We start from the raw sequence: 21,469 nt of genomic DNA, 5'->3' as shown, positions 1-21,469 counted from the left end.
GCCTCTTCCTAGTAGGACCGTGGCAGACCGAGGGAATGCTGTGAGACGAAGTTGAGGATCATCTCGCGGCTCACCGGCGCGACACGGGCGATACGAGCCGCACCGAGCATGGCGGCCAGTCCGTATTCCTTCGTCAGTCCTGCGCCGCCATGCGTCTGGATCGCCTGATCGAGCGCCTTGATGCTGGCTTCGGCGGCGGCGTACTTTGCCATGTTCGCGGCTTCGGCAGCACCGAAATCGTCACCGCTGTCGTAGAGCACCGCGGCCTTCTGCATCATCAGCTTGGCGAGCTCGAGTTCGATCTTCACCTGCGCGAGTGGATGCGAAATACCTTGGTGCGCACCGATCGGCGTCTTCCACACCGTGCGCTCGTTGGCGAACTTCACTGCGGCGTTCAGGGCGTAACGGCCCATGCCGATGGCCATCGACGCACCCAGGATGCGCTCGGGGTTGAGGCCGGCGAACAACTGCATCAGGGCGGCATCGGCTTCGCCGACCAGAGCGTCGGCCGGCAGACGGACGTCGTCGAGGAAGAGGATGAACTGGTGGTCCGGTTCGATGATGTCCATCTCCATCTGCGTCTTCACGAATCCGGGAGAATCCGTGGGGACGATGAACAGAGCGGGCTTGAGCTTGCCCGTCTTGGAGTCCTCGGTGCGCGCAACGACGAGGACCGCGTCAGCCTGATCGACACCCGAGATGTAGATCTTGTTGCCGCTCAGGATCCAGTCGTCTCCATCCCTGCGTGCCGTCGTGGTGATCTGATGAGAGTTGGAACCAGCGTCGGCCTCGGTGATTCCGAACGCCATGATCTTGGAGCCGTCGGCGAGGCTGGGTAGCCACTGCTGCTTCTGCTCCGCCGTGCCGTACTTGCCGATGATGGTGCCGCAGATGGCCGGGGATACGACAACCAGGAGCAGACCGGCACCCTGCGCCGCCAATTCCTCCTGCACCAGCGCGAGTTCGTAGATGCCTGCACCGCCGCCGCCGTATTCCTCCGGCAGGTTGACGCCCAGGAATCCGAGTTTGCCCGCCTCGTTCCACAATTCGGTGAGCGGCTCCCCCTTTCGCGCCTTGGGCAGCACGTAGTCGACGTAGTTGAAGCGCTCACCCAGTTTGGAAACGGATGCCCGCAGTTCCTTCTGCTCTTCGGTCTCGATGAAACTCATCATGCTTCCTCTTCTGTAGCGGGTTCTTCCACACGTGCGAGTACCGATCCGACCTCGACCTGCTGGCCGACGGCGACCGGAAGTTCCACCAGGACACCGGCAGTCGGCGCGGTGACGGTGTGTTCCATCTTCATGGCCTCCAGCCACAGAATCGGCTGGCCGGCGGTGACGGTGTCACCGAGTGCGGCACCGAGGCGGATGACCGATCCCGGCATCGGAGCGAGCAACGAACCGGCGGCGACTTCTGCCGACGGATCCACGAAGCGCGGTGCTGCCGTCAACGCGACGGGTCCGAGCGAGGAGTCGACAAAAATCTCACTCCCGTAGGCCGCAACGTCGAACGAGCGCTGTACTCCGCTCTGCTCGAGCACTACCCGGGTCGCAGTTGCCGACACCAGGCGCACGTCGTCAAAGCCTTCTGCACTCAGCACGCCGCTTCGGCTCAGGGAGTAGCGGACGTCGTAGTCGCCCGACGCAGTGGAATAGCTCTTGCTCTGCGGCTGCGACGGGAGGTTGCGCCACCCGCTGGGCAAGCGGCCGATGACGCGGGCCGACGCCCGGTTGTGCGCGGCATCGGCAAGTGCCGCCGCCAGCGCCGAGAGTTTTTCGGCGGCGGTATCGGCCAAGGGCGTAGACAGCTTCTCGAGGTCGTGAGTCTCGAAGAAGGCAGTGTCGGTGTCTCCGGCAATGAAGGCGGGGTGGGCCAGGACGTTGACGAGCAGGTCGCGGTTGGTGCGCAGGCCGTGAATCCTGGTGCGCGCCAGCGTCGATGCGAGCAGCCGGGCAGCTGCGGTCCGCGTCGGCGCGTACGAGATGACCTTGGCCAACATCGGGTCGTAGTGGACGCCGACAACACTGCCGTCGACGACGCCGGAGTCGAGGCGAACGCCCTGCTCACGCAGAACACTGAATTCTTGCGGGTCACCGGGCAACTCGATGTGGTGGACGGTTCCGCTCTGCGGCTGCCAGTTCTTGGCGGGGTCCTCGGCGTACAGGCGCACTTCGATCGAATGCCCCCGGATCTCCGGCTGTTCGTCCGGAAGTGCTTCACCTGAAGCGACCTGCAATTGGAGTTCCACCAGATCGAGTCCAGTGGTGCACTCGGTGACCGGATGCTCCACCTGCAAACGCGTGTTCATTTCCAGGAAGAAGAAGTCGCCTTTTTCGTCAGCCAGGAATTCAACGGTTCCTGCGCCCTCGTAACCGATGGCGTTGGCGGCGAGCCGCGAGGCGTCGAACAGCTTGTCGCGCATGGCGGGGATGCGTTGCACGAGCGGCGACGGTGCCTCTTCGACCACCTTCTGATGCCGACGCTGGATCGAGCACTCGCGCTCCCCCACCGCCCACACCGCACCGTGGCGGTCGGCCATGACCTGAACCTCGATGTGCCGACCGGTCTCGAGGTACCGCTCACAGAAGACTGTCGGGTCGCCGAAAGCGGACTGCGCCTCACGCCGCGCCGCTTCCAGTTCGCCGTCCAGCGCCGACAATTCACGAACGACACGCATTCCGCGTCCGCCGCCGCCCGCCGACGCCTTGATCAGCACCGGCAGATGAGCCTCGGTCACCGCGGCGGGATCGAGTTCGGAGAGCACCGGCACTCCGGCGGCGTCCATGATCTTCTTGGACTCGACCTTCGACCCCATGAGCTCGATGGATTCGACGGGCGGGCCGATCCACGTCAGTCCCGCGTCGATGACGCTGCGCGCGAACTCCGCGTTCTCGGAGAGGAATCCGTATCCGGGGTGAATCGCGTCGGCGCCCGAAGCCTTGGCGGCGGCGATGACGAGCTCACCCCGCAAGTAGGTCTCGGCAGGCGTGTTACCCGGCAGGCGAACCGAAGCATCGGCTTCGGCGACGTGCGGGCTGTCGGCATCTGCGTCGGAAAATACCGCGACCGTGCCGATTCCGTTCTTGCGGCAGGTTGCAAAGACACGGCGGGCGATTTCGCCACGATTGGCGACCAGTACTGAAGTGATTGTCACGGCGTGCCTCACATACGGAAGACGCCGAAGTTCTCGGTGCCTTCGATCGGGGCGGTGGCGATGGCCGACAGGCACATTCCCACCACGGTGCGGGTGTCTCGGGGATCGATGACGCCGTCGTCGTACAGACGACCCGACAGGAACATCGGAAGTGACTCGGCCTCGATCTGGTTCTCGATCATCGCGCGCATGCCGGCGTCGGCCTGCTCGTCGAAGACCTGGCCGCGCGCCTCGGCAGCAGCGCGTCCCACGATGGAGATGACGCCGGCGAGCTGCGCACCGCCCATGACGGCGGACTTGGAACTGGGCCAGGCAAAGAGGAATCGCGGATCGAACGCCCGTCCGCACATGCCGTAGTGACCGGCGCCGTACGACGCTCCGAGCAGGATCGAGATGTGCGGAACTTTGGAGTTGGCAACCGCATTGATCATCATCGATCCGTGCTTGATCATGCCGCCCTCCTCGTATTCCTTACCCACCATGTAGCCGGTGGTGTTGTGCAGGAACAGCAACGGCGTGTTGGAACGATTGGCGAGCTGGATGAACTGCGTGGCCTTCTGTGATTCCTCACTGAAGAGCACTCCACGTGCGTTCGCCAGGATGCCGATCGGGTAGCCGTTGAGCTCGGCCCACCCGGTCACGAGGGAGGAACCGTAGAGCGGCTTGAACTCGTCGAAGTCGGAACCGTCGACGATACGGGCGATGACCTCACGCGGATCGAACGGGATCTTCAGGTCGGCCGGAACGATGCCGAGCAACTCTTCCGGATCCTCGAGCGGTTCGATGATCTCCGCGCGCGGCGCCGGCCCCTTCTTGGTCCAGTTGAGCCGCTTGACGATCGAGCGCCCGATGCGGATCGCGTCCTGCTCGTCGGCGGCGAAGTAGTCGGCCAACCCGGACTTGCGAGCGTGCATTTCGGCGCCGCCGAGTGCCTCGTCGTCGGATTCCTCACCGGTGGCCATCTTGACCAGCGGCGGGCCTGCGAGGAACACCTTGGAGCGTTCCTTGATCATCACGACGTGGTCGGACATGCCCGGGATGTACGCACCGCCGGCCGTCGAGTTACCGAAGACCAGTGCAATGGTGGGGATTCCGGCTGCGGACAGCTGAGTGAGGTCACGGAACATACGCCCGCCCGGGATGAACACCTCTTTCTGCGTCGGCAAGTCTGCGCCGCCGGACTCTACGAGGGAGATCACCGGGAGTCGGTTCTGCATGGCGATGTCGTTGGCGCGGAAACCCTTACGCAGCGTCCACGGGTTGCTGGTGCCGCCGCGCACGGTGGGATCGTTGGCGACGATCAGGCATTCGACACCTTCGACGACGCCGATACCGACCACGGTGCTGGCGCCGACCGGGAAGTCACTCCCCCACGCAGCGAGGGGACACAGTTCGAGGAACGGTGAATCCTGATCGAGCAGGAGTTCGATCCGCTCGCGTGCCAGGAGCTTTCCCCGCTTGTGGTGCCGCTCGGTGTACTTCTCGCCGCCACCCGCCAACGCCTTGGCGTGCTCGACCTCGATCTCGGCGAGCTTGGTGTTCATGGTCGAAGTTGCGGTCTTGTACACCTCGGAATTGGTGTCCAGTGTTGACCGGATGACACTCATGACTGATACCCCAATCGCTTGGCCGCGAGGCCGGTGAGGATTTCGGTGGTTCCGCCACCGATTCCCAGAATTCGCATGTCCCGGTACTGCCTCTCCACTTCGCTTTCCTGCATGTATCCGAGGCCGCCGAACAGCTGAACAGCTTGGTTCGCAACCCATTCGCCCGTCTCGACTGCCGTGTTCTTCGCAAAGCACACCTCGGCGATCAGATCGCCGTCACCGGCCATGTACCGCTCGATCACCGAGTGCGTGTACACCTTGGCGACGTCGATCTTGCGGGCCATCTCGGTGACGGTGTTCTGGACGGCCTGCCGACTGATCAGGGGGCGACCGAAAGTCTCACGGGCGCGGCACCATTCGAGCGTCAGCTCCAGGCAACGTTCTGCACTGGCATACGCCTGCGCGGCGAGCGCTACCCGCTCGGAGACAAATGCCTGGGCGATCTGCGCGAAGCCGCTGTTCTCTGCACCGACCAGATTCTCCACCGGAACCCGGGCGTCGACAAAGGAGAGTTCCGCGGTATCGGATGCGCGCCAGCCCATCTTCTCGAGTTTGCGCGAGACGGTGAATCCCGGTGTGCCCTTCTCGATCACGAGCAGTGAGACACCACCCGCGCCGGGACCACCGGTGCGCACCGCTGTAACGACGAAGTCCGCTCGAACGCCGGAGGTGATGAACGTCTTGGCGCCGTTCACGACGTAATGATCGCCGTCGCGCTTGGCTGTAGTTGTCAGGTGCCCGACGTCGCTGCCTCCGCCGGGCTCGGTGATGGCGAGCGAGCCGATCTTGTCGCCGCGCAGGGTCGGCTTGACCCACTTCTCGATCTGCGCCTCGTCGCCGGCCGCGATCAGGTGCGGCACCGCGATGCCGCAGGTGAAGAGCGATGCGAACAGCCCGCCCGACGCACCTGCCTGATGCATCTCCTCACAGATCACGATGGAGTCGACGGCGTCGCCGCCCTCACCACCGGCCGATTCGGGTGCGCTGGCCCCGAGGAGTCCGAGAGCGCCTGCCTTGCGGTGCAATTCGCGCGGAATCTCGCCGTCTCGCTCCCACTGCGTCAGATGCGGCAGAATCTCCTGGTTCACGAATCCGCGTACGGTCTCGCGAAGCGCAAGCCTTTCCGGTGTGGTCCACACGGTCACCGTGAATCCTCTTTCTCGTCAGTTACGGGGAGTAGCGAAATCGGGATGTCGATGTGGCGCGAACGCAGCCATTCACCAATTCCCTTGGCCTGCGGATCGAACCGCGCCTGCGAGGCGACACCCTGACCGAGAATTCCCTCGATCACGAAGTTGACGGCACGAAGGTGCGGAAGCTGGTAGCGAGTGACGTTCAGGTCTGCTGCTTCCGGTAGCAGTTCCTTGAGCATCTCGACGGTCAGTGTGTGCGCCAACCACTTCCACTGATCGTCCGTGCGAACCCAGACGCCGACGTTGGCATTTCCGCCCTTGTCGCCGCTACGGGCACCGGCGATCGTGCCGAGTGGTACTGAAAGCGACGTCTGTGGCGGCAACGGCTCCGGACGCTCCGGTTCGCCGACGGGTTCGAGGTCCTGCGTCAACGTGGACGGAGCGATGTCCACGCGCGTGCCGTCCGGCAGTACGGCCACGTGCGGCACCGATCCCGCGTCGACGTAGCCGGGGGTGAACACTCCGTACGGTTGGCCGTTGCTCGGCGGAGCCGTCAGCGAGAAGCCGGGGTAGCTGGCAAGTGCCATTTCCACCGCAACCGCGGAGAAAGGGCGACCGATCACCTTGGGGTCGGAATCGCGAACCACGCAGCGCAGCAACGCACTCGCGGTTTCCTCGGTGTCGGAATCCGGATGATCCGTGCGAGCGAGAGTCCAGACCAGTTCGGCGGGCTTCTTCGTCAGCCAGGATTCGAGCTGAGTCTTCGCCAGATCGGCCTTGGCCTCGATGTCGAGACCCGTGAGGATGAAGGTGGCCTCGTTACGGAACCCGGCCAGCGTGTTCAGGGAGACCTTGTACTGCGGCGGCGGAGCCTCGCCCGTGACGCCGCTGATCAACACCCGGTCCGGGCCTTCCTGGGTGAGCACTGCGTTGTCGATGCGGGTCGTCACGTCCGGGCCTGCATAGCGTCCACCGGTGATCTCGTACAGCAGCTGCGCCGTCACCGTGCCGACGCTCACCTCGCCGTCCGTTCCGGCGTGCTTGGTGATGACCGAGGTTCCGTCCGCGTTGATCTCGGCGATCGGGAAGCCAGGCCGGCCCAGATTGGGAATCTCTGTGAAGAACGCGTAGTTGCCGCCGGTGGCCTGGGTTCCGCACTCGATGACGTGGCCCGCCGCGACAGCACCGGCAAGCTGATCGAAATCATCTCGCTTCCAACCGAAATGGTGAGCGGCCGGACCGACGATCACCGACGCATCGGTGACCCGTCCGGTGACCACGACATCGGCGTCGGCCGACAATGCTTCGACGATGCCCCAGGCGCCGAGGTACGCATTGGCCGTCAGTGGGGAGCCGAGTCCGAGTTCGTCTGCCCGAGAGATCAAATCGTCGCCCTCGACGTGGGCGATCTTCGCGTTCAACCCCAGCTTGGTGTTGACCTCGCGCAACGCGTCGGCCAGTCCGGCGGGATTGAGACCGCCTGCATTCGCGACGATCTTCACCCCCTTGTCGAGCGCAAGGCCGAGCGTGTCCTCCACCTGCCGCAGGAACGTCTTCGCGTAGCCGAGCGACGGGTCCTTCATCCGATCCCGCCCGAGGATCAACATCGTCAGTTCGGCCAGGTAGTCGCCGGTCAGGTAGTCGAGTTCGCCGCCCTCGAGCATCTCGCGCATCGCCGAGACGCGGTCGCCGTAGAACCCGGAGCAGTTACCAATCCGTACCGAACTCATTTGCCCACCTTCGATGCTCGTCCCTCACCGCTGGATCCGACGGCGGCTCGTCCCTCACCGCTGGGTCCGGCAAAGGCCTGCGCGAACCCGAGCCACTCGTCCGCATCGGCACCCACGGCGACCAGATCGAGATCGGCGCGATTGGCACGCTGGGTGACCAGCAAGCAGAAGTCCAACGCCGGCCCGGTGACCTTCTGCGGCGCATCTTCCGGCCCCCAGGTCCAGAGCGACCCGTCCGGCGCGGTCAACTCAACCCGGAAATCGTCGGCGGGCGGCGTCTTCTCGTTGACCGAGTACGCGAAGTTTCGCGTCCGCACACCCAGGTGAGCGATGTTCTTGATGCGCGCCGTCGGAGCGCGTTCGACGCCGAGTGCGTCGGCAACGTCCTGCCCGTGCGCCCACGTCTCCATCAGTCGCGCGGTAGCCATGGAGACACCGCCCATGGGCGGGCCGTACCAGGGGAACTTGGTTCCGGCCGGGGCGGCGGTGAGCGCCTCGACGAGAGCGGTGCGCCCCGCTCGCCAATCGGCGAGCAACTCCGCCGGCTGGCGGGCCGCCTGTTCGGCAGCACCGTCGTCGACAAACCCTGCCGGGTTCACGAACGCCGCCTTCAACTGCTCCGCGAACCCGTCCGGGTCGGTGATCGCCAGGATCGCTGCACTGTCCGTCCAGTGCAGGTGCCCGATCTGATGTGCGATGGTCCACCCTTCCGCAGGCGTCATTGTCGCCCACTTCTCCTCGGGCAGATCCGCAACCAGGGCGTCGAGGCTCTCGCCTTCGGCCCGCAAGTCATCGATGAACGTCTGAAGTTCGGCCATGCGACCAGCATCACACTCACATCCATAAAAATCAAGCACGAATGATTGTTATTGCGAAATCCTGTGGTGAGAGACTGAGCTCAACTGCCATCGACAACCAGGAGCACCCATGAGCGACGCCGTACTGATCTCGCGAACCGGCGATGTGGTCACGTGGACCCTCAATCGCCCGGACACCCGCAATGCGATCTCCGAGATCGACATGATCGAGGCCCTCGAAGACGCAGTCACCGCGGTCAACCGAGATCAGAGTGTGCGCACGGTCATTCTGACGGGGGCCGGATCGGCCTTCTCCTCCGGCGGCAACGTCAAGCACATGCGAGACAAGGAGGGCATGTTCGGTGGCGCACCCGGCGAGATCCGCCAGGGCTACCGGCACGGCATCCAACGCATCCCGCTCGCGCTGTACACGTGTGAGGTGCCGACCATCGCGGCGGTCAACGGCCCGGCCATCGGAGCGGGCTGCGACCTCTCACTCATGTGCGACCTCCGCATCGCCTCGACCGCCGCAGTCTTCGCCGAGAGTTTCGTCAAGGTAGGACTCATTCCCGGCGACGGCGGAGCGTGGCTGCTCCCCCGCGCGATCGGCAACGCCCGCGCGGCCGAGATGGCGTTCACCGGTGAACCGATCGATGCTGCGAAGGCACTCGACTGGGGTCTGGTCTCGCAGGTGACCGAGCCCGAGGAATTGCTTTCCGCTGCGCACGCTTTGGCAGCTCGAGTAGCCGCCAATCCCCCGCAGGTACTCCGCATGACCAAAAAGCTCCTCCGCGAGGGCCAGCACCAGAGCCTCGAGAGCTTGCTCGAACTCTCGGCCGCCATGCAGTCGATCGCCCACCACACCCGAGATCACCACGAAGCCGTCGCCGCGATGCTCGAGCGTCGAAGTCCCGAGTTCACCGGAGAATGAAGGCCGGCAGTCAGCTACTGCCGGTCGGAGCAGTCCTCACGTCGATACTGTCGCTCCAGTTCGGAGCGGCATTCGCGACGACACTGTTCTCGCAGATCGGGCCGGCCGGAGCCACGACGCTGCGGCTGACGATCGCCGCGATCATCCTCGGCGTCATCGTCCGCCCGCGATGGAGCAGATGGTCGAACCGGCAGCGCAAAGGCATCTTCGCGCTGGGCATCGCCCTCGCCGTGATGAACGGCGCCTTCTACCTCGCCCTCGACACGGTGCCCATCGGAACGGCCGTCACCATCGAGTTCCTCGGACCGCTCACCCTGGCCGCAGTTCTGTCTCGTCGGTGGGCCGACGGAGCATGGGTGCTGCTCGCCTTCGGCGGAGTGTTGCTGCTCGGGTTGGGCGATCACGGCGAATCCGGTTTGGACCCGATCGGGGTGATGTTCGCGTTGATCGCCGCTACTGCGTGGGCCGGATACATCGTGGCCGGTTCCCACCTGGCCGCGACGCTCCCGAGCGCCGACGGGTTGGCAGGCGCAAGCATCGTCGCGGCCGTATTGACGCTGCCCTTCGGCGTCGTCTCGGGCGGAAGTGAACTGCTGGATCCGACGATGCTCGCCGCAGGCGCAGCCGTCGCCGTCCTCTCGTCCGTCATCCCGTACAGCTTGGAAATGTGGGCGCTGCGCTCTCTAGCCAAGAAAGTCTTTGCCGTCCTCATCGCCCTCGAACCCGCAGCGGCCGCACTGGCCGGAGTCCTCGTGATCGGGCAAACGCTCGACGCGTTCACACTCGTGGCCATCGCACTGGTGGTGGCCGCGGGCGTCGGCACAGTCGTCATGAATCGAAAACCCACAGCGAAGTAGTCCAGGTACCGTCAGAGCACGTCATTCCAACGCACAGGAGAACCATGACCAACCCGATCATCGCCACCGTTCTCGGTAACACCCCGCAGATCGACGAAAGTGCGTTCATCGCACCCAACGCCACCGTTATCGGCGCGGTGACCATCGCTGCGGGAGCCAGCATCTGGTACGGCGCGGTTATCCGCGGCGACGCAGAATCGATCTCCATCGGCGCTGACACCAACATTCAGGACAACTGCACCGTGCACGCCGACCCGACGTTCCCCGCAGTGCTGGGCGAACGAATCTCGGTCGGCCACAACGCAGTGCTGCACGGGTGCACCGTCGAAGACGACGTTCTCGTCGGCATGGGTGCCGTGGTGCTCAACGGCGCACACATCGGCTCGGGGTCACTGATTGCAGCCGGTGCCGTCGTGTCTCAGGGGATGCAAATCCCGCCTGGATCACTGGTCGCCGGCGTGCCCGCCAAAGTCAAACGTGAACTCTCCGAAGGCGAAAAGGCCGGTATCACCGCCAACGGCGCCGGCTACATCATGCTCGCGAAGGCTCACCAGGACATCGAACAAGCCTGATCGAAACGACGCTCGCGGCCGGTAGCAGCAAGAGCAACGACTAGCCTCGGGGCCGCAACGTACTGTTCGGCAACTCGGGTGCCGGGAGCGCCGGACCGTCGTATCCCGGCACGACGCCGAAACGCCGGTCCGGGACGCTGCCGTCGAATCCGGAGGCAAGCTCGGCCTGCCACTTGCGTCGATACTCGACGATCTCTTCGTGTGTACGGCCCATGAAGTTCCACCACATGATGACCTGCTCGCCCAACGGTTTCCCGCCGAGAAGTAGCAGTCGAGCCGGTTCGGATCCCGGATTGCGCAAAGTCAGTTTTCCGAAACCCGGTGCTTGATAACCCAACTCGGCCCAGCCGACAGTGGTACCACGCAGAACAACCGATCCTTGATCGACGATCACGCCGTGCTCATGTGAACGATCGACATCGAGGGCGATCTCGGCCCCAGGATCGAGAATCACCTCGGCACCGAGTAATTCGGTGAAGGTAGACACCGGAGACGTTTCACCGGCGAGCGAACCGAGGAACACACTGAGCGTGACACCATCGGTGGTCACCGGCTCCGGTCGATAGTGAACGAACGCGGGTGCGGTATCGCGCGCCGCATCCGGCAGCGCCACCCACAACTGCATCCCGTGCAGAACCTTCGTATTCGGCGTCGACACCTCGGAGTGCGCGATCCCACTCCCGGCCGTCATCAGATTCAGTTCACCCGGCCGTACCATCGCATGGGAACCGATGCTGTCACGGTGCTCGATCTCTCCGGTGAACAGCCAACTCACCGTCTGCAAACCGGTATGCGGATGCGGCGGCACATGCATGCCCGGTCCTGAGCCGACGTCATCCGGACCGTAATGATCTGCAAAACACCATCCCCCGATCAGCGAACGCTCGCGTTGCGGGAGGGTGCGTCGCACTCGCATGGCCCGCGGGCCACCGAGCGGTACGTCGCGCGGGGTGAGGATCTGAATCTCGCTCTCCGCCGGATGGCCTTCGCATTCCTGCTCGACGGGCTGCGCTTCGAGGTTGCTCATATCGTCCATCCTGCCTCCAGTCATGACTGCGCGAGACGCAGACGCGTGCACAATTCGGCCAACAGTCGAAGTTCATCAGCGTCCAGGGCCGGTCCGACGTGGCGGCGGATGCTCGCGGCATGACGGCGACCCACTGATTTCTGCAGCGCTGCACCCGTTTCGGTGAGTTGCACGATCGTCCCGCGGCGATCCTGTGGATCAACACTTCTCGTTACCAGACCTTCGCCCTCCAACCGTTCCACCAGGCGACTGAGCGAAGGCTGGCTCAGCAATATCTCCCGATTCAGGTCATGCAGGCGAAGGGAACTACTCGGCGCAAGACTCAGCGTGAACAGCACGTCGTACTCGCGCATCGACACCTGATCCCAGACGTCATCGGCAGAGAGCCGCCGCATCACCGACACCTGGGCGCGAAACAAGGCTTCCCAGGCGTCGGTGGCGAGTTCGGTGGTGCTGACCGGAACCTCAGGCGGTTGCTCGTCAGGCAGTGACACTGCTTGCCTCACGAGCCGCCTTCATCGACGCGTGAGTGGGCGGGTTGTCCGGCACATGTGCTGGCCGCCTGGCCGCGAACTCACGGCGCAGAACCGGAACAACTTCCTCACCGAGCAGATCGAGCTGCTCGAGCACCGTCTTCAGCGGCAGTCCGGCGTGATCCATCAGGAACAGCTGGCGCTGGTAGTCACCGAAGAAATCGGCAAACGCCAACGTCTTCTCGATGACCTGCTCGGGGGAACCGACGGTCAGCGGCGTCTGCTCGGTGAACTCTTCGAGTGAGGGCCCGTGGCCGTACACCGGGGCATTGTCGAAATACGGACGGAATTCCTTGACCGCGTCCTGACTGTTCTTGCGCATGAAGACCTGACCGCCGAGGCCGACGATCGCCTGATCCGCGGACCCGTGGCCGTAGTGCTCGTAACGCCGGCGGTAAAGATTGATCAGCTCGATGTAGTGCTCTTTCGGCCAGAAGATGTTGTTCGCGAAGAATCCGTCGCCGTGATACGCCGCGATCTCCGCGATCTCGGGGCTGCGGATCGAGCCGTGCCACACGAACGGAGCGATACCGTCCAGCGGGCGCGGTGTGGACGTGAATCCCTGCAGCGGTGTGCGGTACTCCCCTTGCCAGTTCACGACCTCCTCGTCCCAGAGCCGGCGAAGAAGTTGATAGTTCTCGAGCGCCAACGGGATTCCGGCGCGAATGTCCTTGCCGAACCACGGGTACACAGGCGCGGTGTTTCCGCGACCCATCATCAGGTCGACGCGCCCCTCGGCGAGGTGCTGGAGCATCGCGTAGTCCTCGGCGATCTTCACCGGGTCGTTGGTGGTGATCAGCGTCGTGGACGTGGAGAGCGTGATCTTCTCGGTCTGGGCCGCGATGTATCCGAGCATCGTGGTCGGAGATGACGGCACGAACGGCTTGTTGTGATGCTCGCCGGTCGCGAAGACGTCGAGACCGACTTCCTCGGCGTGCTTGGCGATGGTCGTCATGGCCTTGATGCGCTCGTGCTCTGTCGGGGTCGCCCCCGTCGTGGGATCAGTGGTGACGTCACCGACCGTGAAGATTCCGAACTGCATGGTTGCTCCTCCGCGAACTAGATCCATGCGTTTGCATGTAACTGATCAAACATTCAACCATCCAGCTGTATTCCACGGCAAAAAGGTGAGGGCGGCACACAAGATGTGTGCCGCCCTCACCTGGACGAACGATCTACCGAAAAGCGGTCAGTGCATAACGATCGGCGTTGCCGTCTCGCCCTCGGCCACCGGCCTGGTGGTCTTGCTCCGCGGCAGGAAGAACGCCGGGATGAGGGTCAGGACGATCAGCACAGTGGCAACGAGGAAGGTGTTACCGAAGGCATCCGACGCCGCACTGAGAATCGAATTCGCAGCAGACTCCTGCGGACTTCCCGGTTCGGTCGGAATGTGCGAGGCCGCACCGACCATCGTCGTGTCGAGGCCACGATCGAGAAGCTGGTTGGTCAAGACCACCGACATCACGGCGGTACCGATCGAACCTGCGGTCTGCTGAACGATGTTCATCAGGGTGGAGCCGCGAGCAATCTGCTCGTTGGAGAGCGTCACGATAGCTGCGGTCATCAGCGGCATCATGGTGCAACCCATACCGAGGCCCATGACGAACAAGGCACCCATCAGCAGCCACGTCGGGGAATCCGAGGCAACCTGTGTGAACACACCCAAACCGATGAGAATCAGCGGCAAACCGGTCAGGACGATCTTGCCCGGGCCGATCTTGTCGACCAGTCGACCAGCGATCGGCATGGTGACCATAGCGCCCAGACCCTGCGGAGCCATCAACAATCCGGCCGCGAGCGTGGTGTGACCGCCGACCTGGATGAAGTAGCTCGGGAACAGCAACCCGGCGCCCATGAACGCGACGATGAACAGCGACGTCGTGATGACGGCGGTGGTCAACTGACGGTTCTTGAACAGGTGCAGGTCGATCAGCGGGTGATCCTTGTTGAGCGCGTGGAACACGAAGGCGATGATCAGCGCCAGACCGATACCGGCCGACACCAGAACCCGAGCCGACGCGACGGTTCCCACCTCAGGGATGGACGACACACCGAACAGGAACAGCGCCAGGCCGGGCGACAGCAGGATCATGCCGAGGAAGTCGAAGGACTCCGAAGGCTTCGCCTTGTCGGACGGCAGAATGATGAACGCAGCAGCCAGAGCGATGATGCCGATCGGCAAGTTGATCAGGAAGATCCAGTGCCAGCTCGCGGCCTCGATCAGCCAACCACCGAGAATCGGGCCGCCGATAGGACCGAGCAGCATCGGGATACCGAGAACTGCCATGACACGACCGACACGGTCCGGACCGGCGGCCCGGGTCATGATCGTCATACCGAGCGGCATCAACATGCCGCCGCCGAGACCCTGGAGCACGCGGAAGCCGATGAGCGAGGTGATGTCCCACGCCATCGCACAAGCGACCGAACCGAGCACGAAGAGCACCAGGGCCGTCATGTAGAGGCGCTTGGTGCCGAAACGGTCGGCAGCCCAACCGGTAACCGGAATGACCGTCGCCAAAGCGAGGGTGTAGGCCGTCATCGTCCACGCGACGGTGGCGTACGAAGTTTCGAAGTCCTCGGCAAAGGTGGTGAGCGCGACGCTCACCACGGTTACGTCGAGAATCGACATGATGGCGCCGAGCACCACCACGGAAGCGATCTTGAGGACCGCCCCGTCAAGTTTGTCGGACGCCGGTGCCGGCGCGTTCGGCGATGTCATCGCGAAGTCTCCTGGTTAAGTGCTCGCAGATAGTCACCCGCGAGAATGGGCTTGAGAGCCTCGAACAAACGAATCCGCTCTGGCTCAGGAACACGCGACGCGAATTCGCGAAGCTGGCCGCGCTTGCACTCGATGTGGTTGGTCGTCACCTTACGACCGGCCTCCGACAAGGAAACCCGCTTGACGCGTCGGTCCCGCTCGTCTTCACGGCGATCGACCAGACCCATGTTCACGAGCTGATCGATGTTACGCCCCGTAGCTGCCACCGAGAGCCGAAGCTCGTCGGCAACCTCGTTGATCGGGATCGCCGCATCACGTTGTGCAAGTACGAACAGCACACGCACCTGAGAGAACGAGAGATCCAGTTCGATCAACGCATCGATCGACTCCGAATCACCGGCGCTCATCAGGCGAGTGAACAACTCGTCGAGTGCTCCATACAGGTCATCAGAATCGGAAGCGATCACCTGGCAAATGGTAGTGCGGTTGCAACTATTGCCCAAATGAAAACATGTTGCAACTTATTATTTGGTGACCACCATCACGTTGCGAAGAATCATTCCTGCAGCAAGATGGCCTTTCCGAGAACTTTGCCGCTTTCGAGATCAGCCAGGGCAACTGCTGCGTCGGCAAGCGGATACCGTGCCTTGACCAGCGGACGCAAGCCGTTTCGGACGTGTTCTACCAGCGATGCGTGTATCTCGGCTACCGCCTCGGGATTGGTACGCGTGAACTCACCCCATGCCGCGCCGACAATGCTGATATTGCGAAACAGCACCCGGTTCACCTTTATCTCGGGAATACCGCCGCCGGCGAATCCGATCACCACGAGTCGTCCTTCGGGTGCCAGAACCCGGACCGCGTCGTCGAACGCATCGCCGCCCACCGGATCCACCACGATCTGAGCGCCGACGCCGTCGGTCAGTTCCCGAATCCGCTCTCCCCATCCCGGAGCCAGCGCGACCACCTCGTCGGCACCGAGCTCACGCAAGAAGTCATCGACGCCCTCGCGTCGTACCACGGCGATCACCCGGGCACCGTGCGCCTTGGCCAGCTGGATGGTTGCCGTTCCGACTCCGCCTGCAGCGCCGAGCACGACGACTGTCTCCCCCGCGACGATCTTCGCGCGACGAGCGAGCGCGAACTCCATCGTCTGATAGTTGATGATCAGCGAAGCCGCCTCGTCGAAGGCGAGTCCGTCCGGAATTCGGAGTACCTGCGCCGGGTTGACGGCAATCCGCTCTGCATACCCACCCAGATACGCGGCCGCGAGAACACGATCGCCCGGAGCGAAACCCGACCCTTCCGGCGCGGAGACCACGACGCCCGAGATCTCCGCGCCGGGAATGAACGGCGGTTCCGGGCGGATCTGATACTTGCCGTAGGTGATGAGCAGGTCCGGAAAGCAGACGCCACTTGCCTTCACATCGATGAGAACAAGACCTTCGGCTGCGGGCTCGGGAACCTCCTGCGCGACAATTCCTTCGGGACCGGACAGTTCCGTAACCACCATGGCGCGCACAGAAAGCTCCTCTTCGGGACATCTGAAGTCTGGACCGGTAACCCGGTTTTCTCGACTTTAACCCGGTACTCACGTCAGATCATCGTTCGCTCCCGATGTGCAGACGTTCGAGTCCGTCGAGAATCAGATCGAGACCGAAAGCGAATTCGGCGGCGTAGCTGTATCCCGGAGCAAGGACGTGCTCGGTGGTCAACTCGGCCAGGTGCGGATACTGACCGCTCTCGAACGAGCCCATGATCGCCTTCGCCAGTTCCGTCGTTTCCTGCGCTGTTTCGAACGGCAAGCTCACTTCTTGCAGCACGAAGCCGTAGATGTACGCATCCATGATCGAAAAGGCATGCGCAGCAAGGGCGACGGGAAAGTCGGCGGCGCGTAGCGTTCCGATGACGGCATCGTGGTGGCGCAGGGTCGCGGGACCAGGCGTCGTTCGGGACTCCATCAACGGAGTTGCCCACGGGTGCCTCCCCAACACTTCCCTTGTCGATACCGCTCGCACGTGAAGTTCCGTGCGCCACCGGCGTCCCGGCGTCGGCAGATCGATCTCCGCGAAGACCGCATCGACCATTCCGTCGAGCAGATCCCCCTTGTCCGAAACATGGTTGTACAGAGACATCGCTTCGACGCCCAGTTCGGTGCCCAGCTTCCGCATGGTCATCGAATCGATTCCGACGGAATCGGCAAGCGCGACAGCAGCGTGTACGACGTCGTCTCGGGTCAATCTTGCGCGCTTCTCCACGTTGACAGAACTTACACCGTAAGTGCAATACTTACGCTGTAAGCATTCGATGAACGGAGACTCGCATGCCGAAGGAACTGATGACCGCCGTCGTACAGGATCGCTACGGCGAGGCCGACGTTCTCTACGTCGACCACATTCCGCGCCCCACTGTCGCCGACAACGAAGTGCTGATACGCGTCGAGGCCGCGTCCGTCGACCGCGGGGCATGGCATCTCATGGCCGGACTGCCATATCCGTTGCGCCTCGCGGGTTTCGGGCTGCGCAGACCTAGGAACCGAGTTCGCGGACTGGACGTGTCCGGCCGAGTCGAGGCCGTCGGCAGTTCGGTGACCCGCGTGGCAGTCGGCCAGGAGGTGTACGGGATCGCGGTCGGTTCGTTCGCGGAGTACGCACGCGCACTCGAGACGAAGATTGCCGCAAAACCTGCCCGGTTGTCGTTCGCACAGGCAGCAGCGGTGCCGGTCTCCGCCCTCACAGCGTTGCAAGCCGTGCGCGACCACGGCCGCGTGCAGGCGGGCCAATCCGTCCTCGTACTCGGCGCATCCGGTGGCGTCGGTATCTACGCGGTGCAGGTGGCAAAAGCCATGGGCGCTCACGTCACCGGCGTGTGCAGCACCTCGAAAACCGATACCGTCCGCTCCATCGGTGCCGACGAGGTTCTCGACTACCGCGTCGACGACGCCACCGACGGATCGCATCGGTACGACGTCATCATCGACACCGGCGGCAACCGCCGACTGCGAGATCTTCGACGGGCGCTCACACGCACCGGAACGCTGGTGATCGTCGGCGGCGAGAACGGCGGACGGTGGCTCGGCGGAACCGATCGCCAAATACGCGCACAGTGCTTGTCTCCGTTCATATCTCAGAAAATGGGCACCTTCATCGCTTCGGAGAACGCCGACGATCTGGAGGTCCTGACGCAGATGATCGACGCAGGTGACATCACCCCGGTGATCGACTCCGTTCACCCCCTTGCCGACACCGCCGTCGCCGTGGCACGAATGGTCGACGGCTCCGGCTGCGGAAAGCAGATAATCGCCACTCGCTGAAAAGCCTGACAGAATCGGCTCACTCCAGCGAACAGGAATCTCACGTGAACCCAGATCTCACGCTCGCGCAACAGCCGGACCGAGGACCGATCTTCGTCAAGTCCCGCCCGGTCCGCACCGGCGACATCGACGTCGCCAAGCAGGTCAGGCTCGACGCCGTCGCCCGCTACCTGCAGGACATCGGCAACGACAACATCGAGGCCGCGGGAGCCATCGACACCCATCCGCTCTGGATAGTGCGTCGTACGGTCGTCGACGTCGTACGCCCGGCGATCTGGCCGGAAGAGTTGACGATGACTCGCTGGTGCTCCGGCTTCTCCACGAGATGGGCGAACATGCGTGTGCGCTTCGACGGCAGCAACGGCGCGCTGATGGAAACCGAAGGCTTCTGGATCAACATCAGCGCCGAGTCGGGCATGCCCACGCGGATGAGTGACGACTTCATGCGGCCACTGGAGGAATCCACCGACGAGCATCGCCTGAAGTGGAAGCGTGTCCTCGCCGAGAACGCACCGGAGGCGGACGACGCCGGTGTTCTGGACACGCCGTTCGCTCTGCGCGCCACGGATATCGACCCGTTCGACCACGTCAACAACGCCGTCTACTGGCAGGCAGTCGAAGAGGTCCTCAGCGCTCGCACCGAACTACGGACAGTTCCGCATCGAGCACTGATCGAGTACCTCTCCCCCATCGTCTCCAGCGACGACGTCGTCCTGCGCAGCCGCGTCGACGACAAGACCGTCACGGTCTGGTTCCTGGTCGGCGAAGCGCTCCGCGCAGTTGCGCAGGTGAGCGCCCTCTAACGCAGTTTCTGGGTCGCGACAGCCGCGACACCGAACACCAACGCAAGAAGAATCGCGGCCCAGAAACCGAAGAGCCACCACACCACGCCGAACACGACCACTGCCGGGGCAACGGTGATGAAAGCGATGGTGGGGCTTTCGCGTACCACCTCGAGTGCAGTTCGGGCATTAGTTCGATCGAGCTTCTTACCGGCCATCGAAAACCTCCTTCAAGGTCCTGACCATCCAGAGTAACCGGACTGACGGGCACAAAGCGGATACCGTGAACGCATGGCCGACCACCGCACCCTCGTCCTCATGCGACACGGCAAGTCCAGTTACCCCGAGGGCATCCGTGATCACGAGCGTCCGCTCGCCGAACGGGGCCTGCGCGAGGCCCGCATCGGCGGCGAATGGATCCGCGAAAACGTCCCGCCCGTCGACGCCGTTCTGTGCTCCACCTCCCGGCGGACCGTCGAAACCCTTGCCTCGACGGGAATCGAAGCTCCCGCCGGGTTCGAGAAGTCCATCTACGGCGGCTCACCCGCAGACGTCATTGCAGCTGCGCGAACCACGTCCGACCACGTCAAGACGCTCCTGATCGTCGGACACGAACCCGGAATTCCCTGGACTGCACTCGATCTCGCATCGAACGAAAACTCCGAAGCGGCCCAACGTATCCGCGACAAGTTCCCGACTTCGGCGATCGCCGTCCTCTCCGTACCGGTGCCGTGGACCGAACTCGACGACTCCGTCGCCACTCTGCTCGAGTTTCACGTGCCTCGTTAGATCAACCACACCGCTAAACCACCTCACGTAGCAGGCGGTCCGAAAGTGCAAGCGCGTCACGGTCGTACGTCGATGTCGACGCCAACACTTCGTCGGCACCGGTCCGTTCGGCGAGAGAGTGAAGTTGCTGTTTCACCTCGACGGGTGTGCCGTGCAGCGCCGAAGCCGTGAACGACTCGATGCGCCTGGCGTTTCGATCACTGCGCGGGGCGCGCCTGATCTCGTCCGGCGACACGAGCGGCGGAAACTCCCCTGTCCGTGACGATTCTGCGAGCGCGTACGCCTCCGGGATCAGCAACTCACGGGCCGCCTCGGTGGTATCGGCAACCGCCACCTCGAGGGAAACCACCACATAGGGTTCGGGGTGTGTGTCGGTGGGCTGGAAAGCTCGGCGGTACTCGTCCAACGCATCCACCCGATCGGTGCTACCGATTCCCAGTATCGGCCCACCCACGACCACCGGAAGCCCCAGCTGCGCTGCCACTTTCAGACCTGTGCGCGTCGCCAGCACGAAGATCGGCACCCCAGTCTGCGACGCCGGCCGTGCCGTCACTGCGGCGGATCCGTCCAGGTAACGCCTCACCTCGTCCAGGTCCGACACAAACGTGTCCGGAGCGTCCTTGCTGCGTCGTAGTGCCTGACGTACGGGCTCCGTGAATCCCAGCGATCGGCCGAGGCCGAGATCGATTCGCCCCGGGTAGAGAGCCTCCAGCATCAGGAACTGCTCGGCGACGATCAGCGGTTGGTGATTCGGCAGCATGACTCCACCGCTGCCGAGTCTGATATCGCGCGTATGCGCGCCGATCGCGGCAAGCAGTACTGCCGGCGACCCGCTCCCGATCCCGGGCACCGCGTGATGCTCGGCGACCCAGAACCGGTGGTAGCCGAGAGCGTCGGCGTGCGCGGCACGTTCGACGGAATGCGTCAGAGCTGCGGAGTCGGGGTATCCGCTCCTGGTTCGGGATCGGTCGAGCAGTGAGAGAAGCACCCTCGGAGCAACAAGGAATTCGGAAAGTTTCATCCGGACGCCGAACGAGGACCGTTTCTGACCGCAATACCCGCAACACTGGACCTGTCGCCGGAATTCACCATCACATGAAGGGCACGTCATGGACATCAAGCTCGAACTGGTCGCCATTCCCGTCACCGACATCGACCGCGCCAAGGACTTCTACGTCCGCCTCGGATTCAATGCCGACCACGATCACACGGTCAGCGAAGACCTGCGATTCGTCCAGCTGACCCCTCCCGGTTCGGCCTGCTCGATCTGCATCGGCAAGGGAATCACCGACGCCGAGCCCGGCTCGGTCGTCGGCATGCAGGTAGTGGTCAAGGACATCGAAGAGGCCGAGCGCGAGTTCAAGAGCCGCGGCATCGACATCAGCCCGATCGACGACCAGGCCTGGGGGCGGTTCATCTACTTCGCCGACCCCGACGGGAACAAGTGGGCCGTCCAGGAGATCGTCATCCCGGACCTCAGCGGCAGCAACTCCTGAAAACGTCCCACTCCTGACATGAAAAA

Annotated in this window: 22 protein-coding genes; 7 read left to right on the top strand and 15 right to left on the bottom strand. The window is 63.6% G+C overall.

Annotated features, from left to right (window positions below):
- Nucleotides 1-8 precede the first annotated feature (8 nt).
- The 6 genes from ACBG85_RS08775 to ACBG85_RS08750 are packed head-to-tail and all read right to left on the bottom strand — an operon-like array spanning nucleotide 9 to nucleotide 8,442.
- Nucleotides 9-1,169 (bottom strand): acyl-CoA dehydrogenase family protein, encoded by a 1,161-nt coding sequence (locus ACBG85_RS08775; protein WP_003942033.1) that lies wholly within the window; start codon nucleotides 1,167-1,169, stop codon nucleotides 9-11.
- Nucleotides 1,169-3,154 carry a biotin carboxylase N-terminal domain-containing protein gene (locus ACBG85_RS08770; protein WP_047268947.1) on the bottom strand — a complete coding sequence of 662 codons (1,986 nt, stop codon included), beginning with the start codon at nucleotides 3,152-3,154 and terminating at the stop codon, nucleotides 1,169-1,171. The genes ACBG85_RS08775 and ACBG85_RS08770 overlap by 1 nt, the downstream gene beginning before the upstream one ends.
- A gap of 8 nt (nucleotides 3,155-3,162) precedes the next feature.
- The gene (locus ACBG85_RS08765; protein WP_003941989.1) at nucleotides 3,163-4,761 is read right to left on the bottom strand and encodes an acyl-CoA carboxylase subunit beta; all 1,599 of its coding nucleotides are present in this window, start codon (nucleotides 4,759-4,761) and stop codon (nucleotides 3,163-3,165) included.
- A complete protein-coding gene (locus tag ACBG85_RS08760; RefSeq protein ID WP_007728404.1) occupies nucleotides 4,758-5,906 on the bottom strand; it encodes an acyl-CoA dehydrogenase family protein in 1,149 nt (382 codons plus the stop codon). The genes ACBG85_RS08765 and ACBG85_RS08760 overlap by 4 nt, the downstream gene beginning before the upstream one ends.
- Nucleotides 5,903-7,624 (bottom strand): acyclic terpene utilization AtuA family protein, encoded by a 1,722-nt coding sequence (locus tag ACBG85_RS08755; protein WP_047268913.1) that lies wholly within the window; start codon nucleotides 7,622-7,624, stop codon nucleotides 5,903-5,905. Before ACBG85_RS08755 ends, ACBG85_RS08760 begins: the two co-directional genes overlap by 4 nt.
- Nucleotides 7,621-8,442 carry a TIGR03084 family metal-binding protein gene (locus ACBG85_RS08750; protein ID WP_003941918.1) on the bottom strand — a complete coding sequence of 274 codons (822 nt, stop codon included), beginning with the start codon at nucleotides 8,440-8,442 and terminating at the stop codon, nucleotides 7,621-7,623. Before ACBG85_RS08750 ends, ACBG85_RS08755 begins: the two co-directional genes overlap by 4 nt.
- Nucleotides 8,443-8,551: 109 nt before the next feature.
- On the opposite strand from ACBG85_RS08750, the gene ACBG85_RS08745 reads away from it, so the two are divergent.
- Genes ACBG85_RS08745 through ACBG85_RS08735 form a run of 3 tightly spaced genes read left to right on the top strand, consistent with a single transcriptional unit; the run spans nucleotide 8,552 to nucleotide 10,781 of the window.
- Nucleotides 8,552-9,352 carry a crotonase/enoyl-CoA hydratase family protein gene (locus ACBG85_RS08745; protein ID WP_047268912.1) on the top strand — a complete coding sequence of 267 codons (801 nt, stop codon included), beginning with the start codon at nucleotides 8,552-8,554 and terminating at the stop codon, nucleotides 9,350-9,352.
- Entirely contained in the window at nucleotides 9,349-10,209 is an 861-nt protein-coding gene (locus ACBG85_RS08740) for a DMT family transporter (protein WP_007728407.1), read from the top strand. The genes ACBG85_RS08745 and ACBG85_RS08740 overlap by 4 nt, the downstream gene beginning before the upstream one ends.
- A 44-nt stretch (nucleotides 10,210-10,253) precedes the next feature.
- Nucleotides 10,254-10,781 (top strand): gamma carbonic anhydrase family protein, encoded by a 528-nt coding sequence (locus ACBG85_RS08735; RefSeq protein WP_063314747.1) that lies wholly within the window; start codon nucleotides 10,254-10,256, stop codon nucleotides 10,779-10,781.
- Nucleotides 10,782-10,821: 40 nt separating this feature from the next.
- On the opposite strand, the gene ACBG85_RS08730 is transcribed toward ACBG85_RS08735, so the two are convergent.
- The 7 genes from ACBG85_RS08730 to ACBG85_RS08700 form a co-directional block, all read right to left on the bottom strand.
- A complete protein-coding gene (locus tag ACBG85_RS08730; RefSeq protein ID WP_039972959.1) occupies nucleotides 10,822-11,808 on the bottom strand; it encodes a pirin family protein in 987 nt (328 codons plus the stop codon).
- A gap of 20 nt (nucleotides 11,809-11,828) precedes the next feature.
- Complete coding sequence (locus ACBG85_RS08725) at nucleotides 11,829-12,302, bottom strand: MarR family winged helix-turn-helix transcriptional regulator (protein ID WP_007728410.1); 474 nt, start codon at nucleotides 12,300-12,302, stop codon at nucleotides 11,829-11,831.
- A complete protein-coding gene (locus ACBG85_RS08720) occupies nucleotides 12,289-13,383 on the bottom strand; it encodes an LLM class flavin-dependent oxidoreductase (RefSeq protein WP_116058189.1) in 1,095 nt (364 codons plus the stop codon). Before ACBG85_RS08720 ends, ACBG85_RS08725 begins: the two co-directional genes overlap by 14 nt.
- Nucleotides 13,384-13,530: 147 nt before the next feature.
- Nucleotides 13,531-15,063, bottom strand: a complete 1,533-nt coding sequence (locus ACBG85_RS08715; RefSeq protein WP_003942006.1) for a DHA2 family efflux MFS transporter permease subunit — start codon at nucleotides 15,061-15,063, stop codon at nucleotides 13,531-13,533.
- Nucleotides 15,060-15,530: a MarR family winged helix-turn-helix transcriptional regulator gene (locus ACBG85_RS08710; RefSeq protein WP_003941890.1), complete on the bottom strand. Its 471-nt coding sequence runs from the start codon at nucleotides 15,528-15,530 to the stop codon at nucleotides 15,060-15,062. The genes ACBG85_RS08715 and ACBG85_RS08710 overlap by 4 nt, the downstream gene beginning before the upstream one ends.
- An 89-nt stretch (nucleotides 15,531-15,619) precedes the next feature.
- A complete protein-coding gene (locus ACBG85_RS08705; RefSeq protein WP_064074184.1) occupies nucleotides 15,620-16,585 on the bottom strand; it encodes an NADPH:quinone oxidoreductase family protein in 966 nt (321 codons plus the stop codon).
- A gap of 79 nt (nucleotides 16,586-16,664) precedes the next feature.
- A complete protein-coding gene (locus ACBG85_RS08700; RefSeq protein ID WP_372027082.1) occupies nucleotides 16,665-17,321 on the bottom strand; it encodes a TetR/AcrR family transcriptional regulator C-terminal domain-containing protein in 657 nt (218 codons plus the stop codon).
- Between the two features lie 65 nt (nucleotides 17,322-17,386).
- On the opposite strand from ACBG85_RS08700, the gene ACBG85_RS08695 reads away from it, so the two are divergent.
- Together ACBG85_RS08695 and ACBG85_RS08690 are read left to right on the top strand one after the other, a co-directional pair.
- Nucleotides 17,387-18,376, top strand: a complete 990-nt coding sequence (locus tag ACBG85_RS08695) for an NAD(P)-dependent alcohol dehydrogenase (RefSeq protein WP_007728421.1) — start codon at nucleotides 17,387-17,389, stop codon at nucleotides 18,374-18,376.
- A gap of 44 nt (nucleotides 18,377-18,420) precedes the next feature.
- Nucleotides 18,421-19,179, top strand: coding sequence for an acyl-[acyl-carrier-protein] thioesterase (locus tag ACBG85_RS08690; RefSeq protein WP_007728423.1), 759 nt, complete (start codon nucleotides 18,421-18,423; stop codon nucleotides 19,177-19,179).
- On the opposite strand, the gene ACBG85_RS08685 is transcribed toward ACBG85_RS08690, so the two are convergent.
- Nucleotides 19,176-19,376, bottom strand: a complete 201-nt coding sequence (locus tag ACBG85_RS08685; RefSeq protein ID WP_003941897.1) for a hypothetical protein — start codon at nucleotides 19,374-19,376, stop codon at nucleotides 19,176-19,178. The two genes, ACBG85_RS08690 and ACBG85_RS08685, sit on opposite strands and share 4 nt — an antisense overlap.
- A gap of 73 nt (nucleotides 19,377-19,449) precedes the next feature.
- Between ACBG85_RS08685 and ACBG85_RS08680 the strand changes: the two genes are divergently transcribed.
- Nucleotides 19,450-19,947 carry a histidine phosphatase family protein gene (locus ACBG85_RS08680; protein ID WP_007728426.1) on the top strand — a complete coding sequence of 166 codons (498 nt, stop codon included), beginning with the start codon at nucleotides 19,450-19,452 and terminating at the stop codon, nucleotides 19,945-19,947.
- Nucleotides 19,948-19,960: 13 nt separating this feature from the next.
- Here ACBG85_RS08680 and ACBG85_RS08675 read toward each other — a convergent pair whose 3' ends face one another.
- Complete coding sequence (locus tag ACBG85_RS08675; RefSeq protein ID WP_054827492.1) at nucleotides 19,961-20,968, bottom strand: LLM class flavin-dependent oxidoreductase; 1,008 nt, start codon at nucleotides 20,966-20,968, stop codon at nucleotides 19,961-19,963.
- Between the two features lie 88 nt (nucleotides 20,969-21,056).
- Here ACBG85_RS08675 and ACBG85_RS08670 point away from each other — a divergent pair, with 88 nt between their 5' ends.
- Nucleotides 21,057-21,443 carry a glyoxalase superfamily protein gene (locus ACBG85_RS08670; RefSeq protein WP_003942070.1) on the top strand — a complete coding sequence of 129 codons (387 nt, stop codon included), beginning with the start codon at nucleotides 21,057-21,059 and terminating at the stop codon, nucleotides 21,441-21,443.
- Nucleotides 21,444-21,469: the final 26 nt, after the last annotated feature.

Origin of the sequence: Rhodococcus sp. NyZ502 (assembly GCF_041464245.1) — a bacterium.
Taxonomy (GTDB): domain Bacteria; phylum Actinomycetota; class Actinomycetes; order Mycobacteriales; family Mycobacteriaceae; genus Rhodococcus_F; species Rhodococcus_F qingshengii.
Note: the sequence above shows the minus strand (reverse complement) of the source record. Positions and strands in the feature narration are given on the sequence as shown.

What these genes read in the sequence shown, in the direction of transcription:
- ACBG85_RS08755 (WP_047268913.1), bottom strand. Translation starts at nt 7,624, where the DNA reads ATGAGTTCGGTACGGATTGGTAACTGCTCCGGGTTCTACGGCGACCGC.
- ACBG85_RS08745 (WP_047268912.1), top strand. Translation starts at nt 8,552, where the DNA reads ATGAGCGACGCCGTACTGATCTCGCGAACCGGCGATGTGGTCACGTGG.
- ACBG85_RS08735 (WP_063314747.1), top strand. Translation starts at nt 10,254, where the DNA reads ATGACCAACCCGATCATCGCCACCGTTCTCGGTAACACCCCGCAGATC.
- ACBG85_RS08675 (WP_054827492.1), bottom strand. Translation starts at nt 20,968, where the DNA reads ATGAAACTTTCCGAATTCCTTGTTGCTCCGAGGGTGCTTCTCTCACTG.
- ACBG85_RS08765 (WP_003941989.1), bottom strand. Translation starts at nt 4,761, where the DNA reads ATGAGTGTCATCCGGTCAACACTGGACACCAATTCCGAGGTGTACAAG.
- ACBG85_RS08775 (WP_003942033.1), bottom strand. Translation starts at nt 1,169, where the DNA reads ATGAGTTTCATCGAGACCGAAGAGCAGAAGGAACTGCGGGCATCCGTT.
- ACBG85_RS08730 (WP_039972959.1), bottom strand. Translation starts at nt 11,808, where the DNA reads ATGAGCAACCTCGAAGCGCAGCCCGTCGAGCAGGAATGCGAAGGCCAT.
- ACBG85_RS08695 (WP_007728421.1), top strand. Translation starts at nt 17,387, where the DNA reads ATGCCGAAGGAACTGATGACCGCCGTCGTACAGGATCGCTACGGCGAG.
- ACBG85_RS08720 (WP_116058189.1), bottom strand. Translation starts at nt 13,383, where the DNA reads ATGCAGTTCGGAATCTTCACGGTCGGTGACGTCACCACTGATCCCACG.
- ACBG85_RS08685 (WP_003941897.1), bottom strand. Translation starts at nt 19,376, where the DNA reads ATGGCCGGTAAGAAGCTCGATCGAACTAATGCCCGAACTGCACTCGAG.
- ACBG85_RS08680 (WP_007728426.1), top strand. Translation starts at nt 19,450, where the DNA reads ATGGCCGACCACCGCACCCTCGTCCTCATGCGACACGGCAAGTCCAGT.
- ACBG85_RS08670 (WP_003942070.1), top strand. Translation starts at nt 21,057, where the DNA reads ATGGACATCAAGCTCGAACTGGTCGCCATTCCCGTCACCGACATCGAC.
- ACBG85_RS08715 (WP_003942006.1), bottom strand. Translation starts at nt 15,063, where the DNA reads ATGACATCGCCGAACGCGCCGGCACCGGCGTCCGACAAACTTGACGGG.
- ACBG85_RS08740 (WP_007728407.1), top strand. Translation starts at nt 9,349, where the DNA reads ATGAAGGCCGGCAGTCAGCTACTGCCGGTCGGAGCAGTCCTCACGTCG.
- ACBG85_RS08750 (WP_003941918.1), bottom strand. Translation starts at nt 8,442, where the DNA reads ATGGCCGAACTTCAGACGTTCATCGATGACTTGCGGGCCGAAGGCGAG.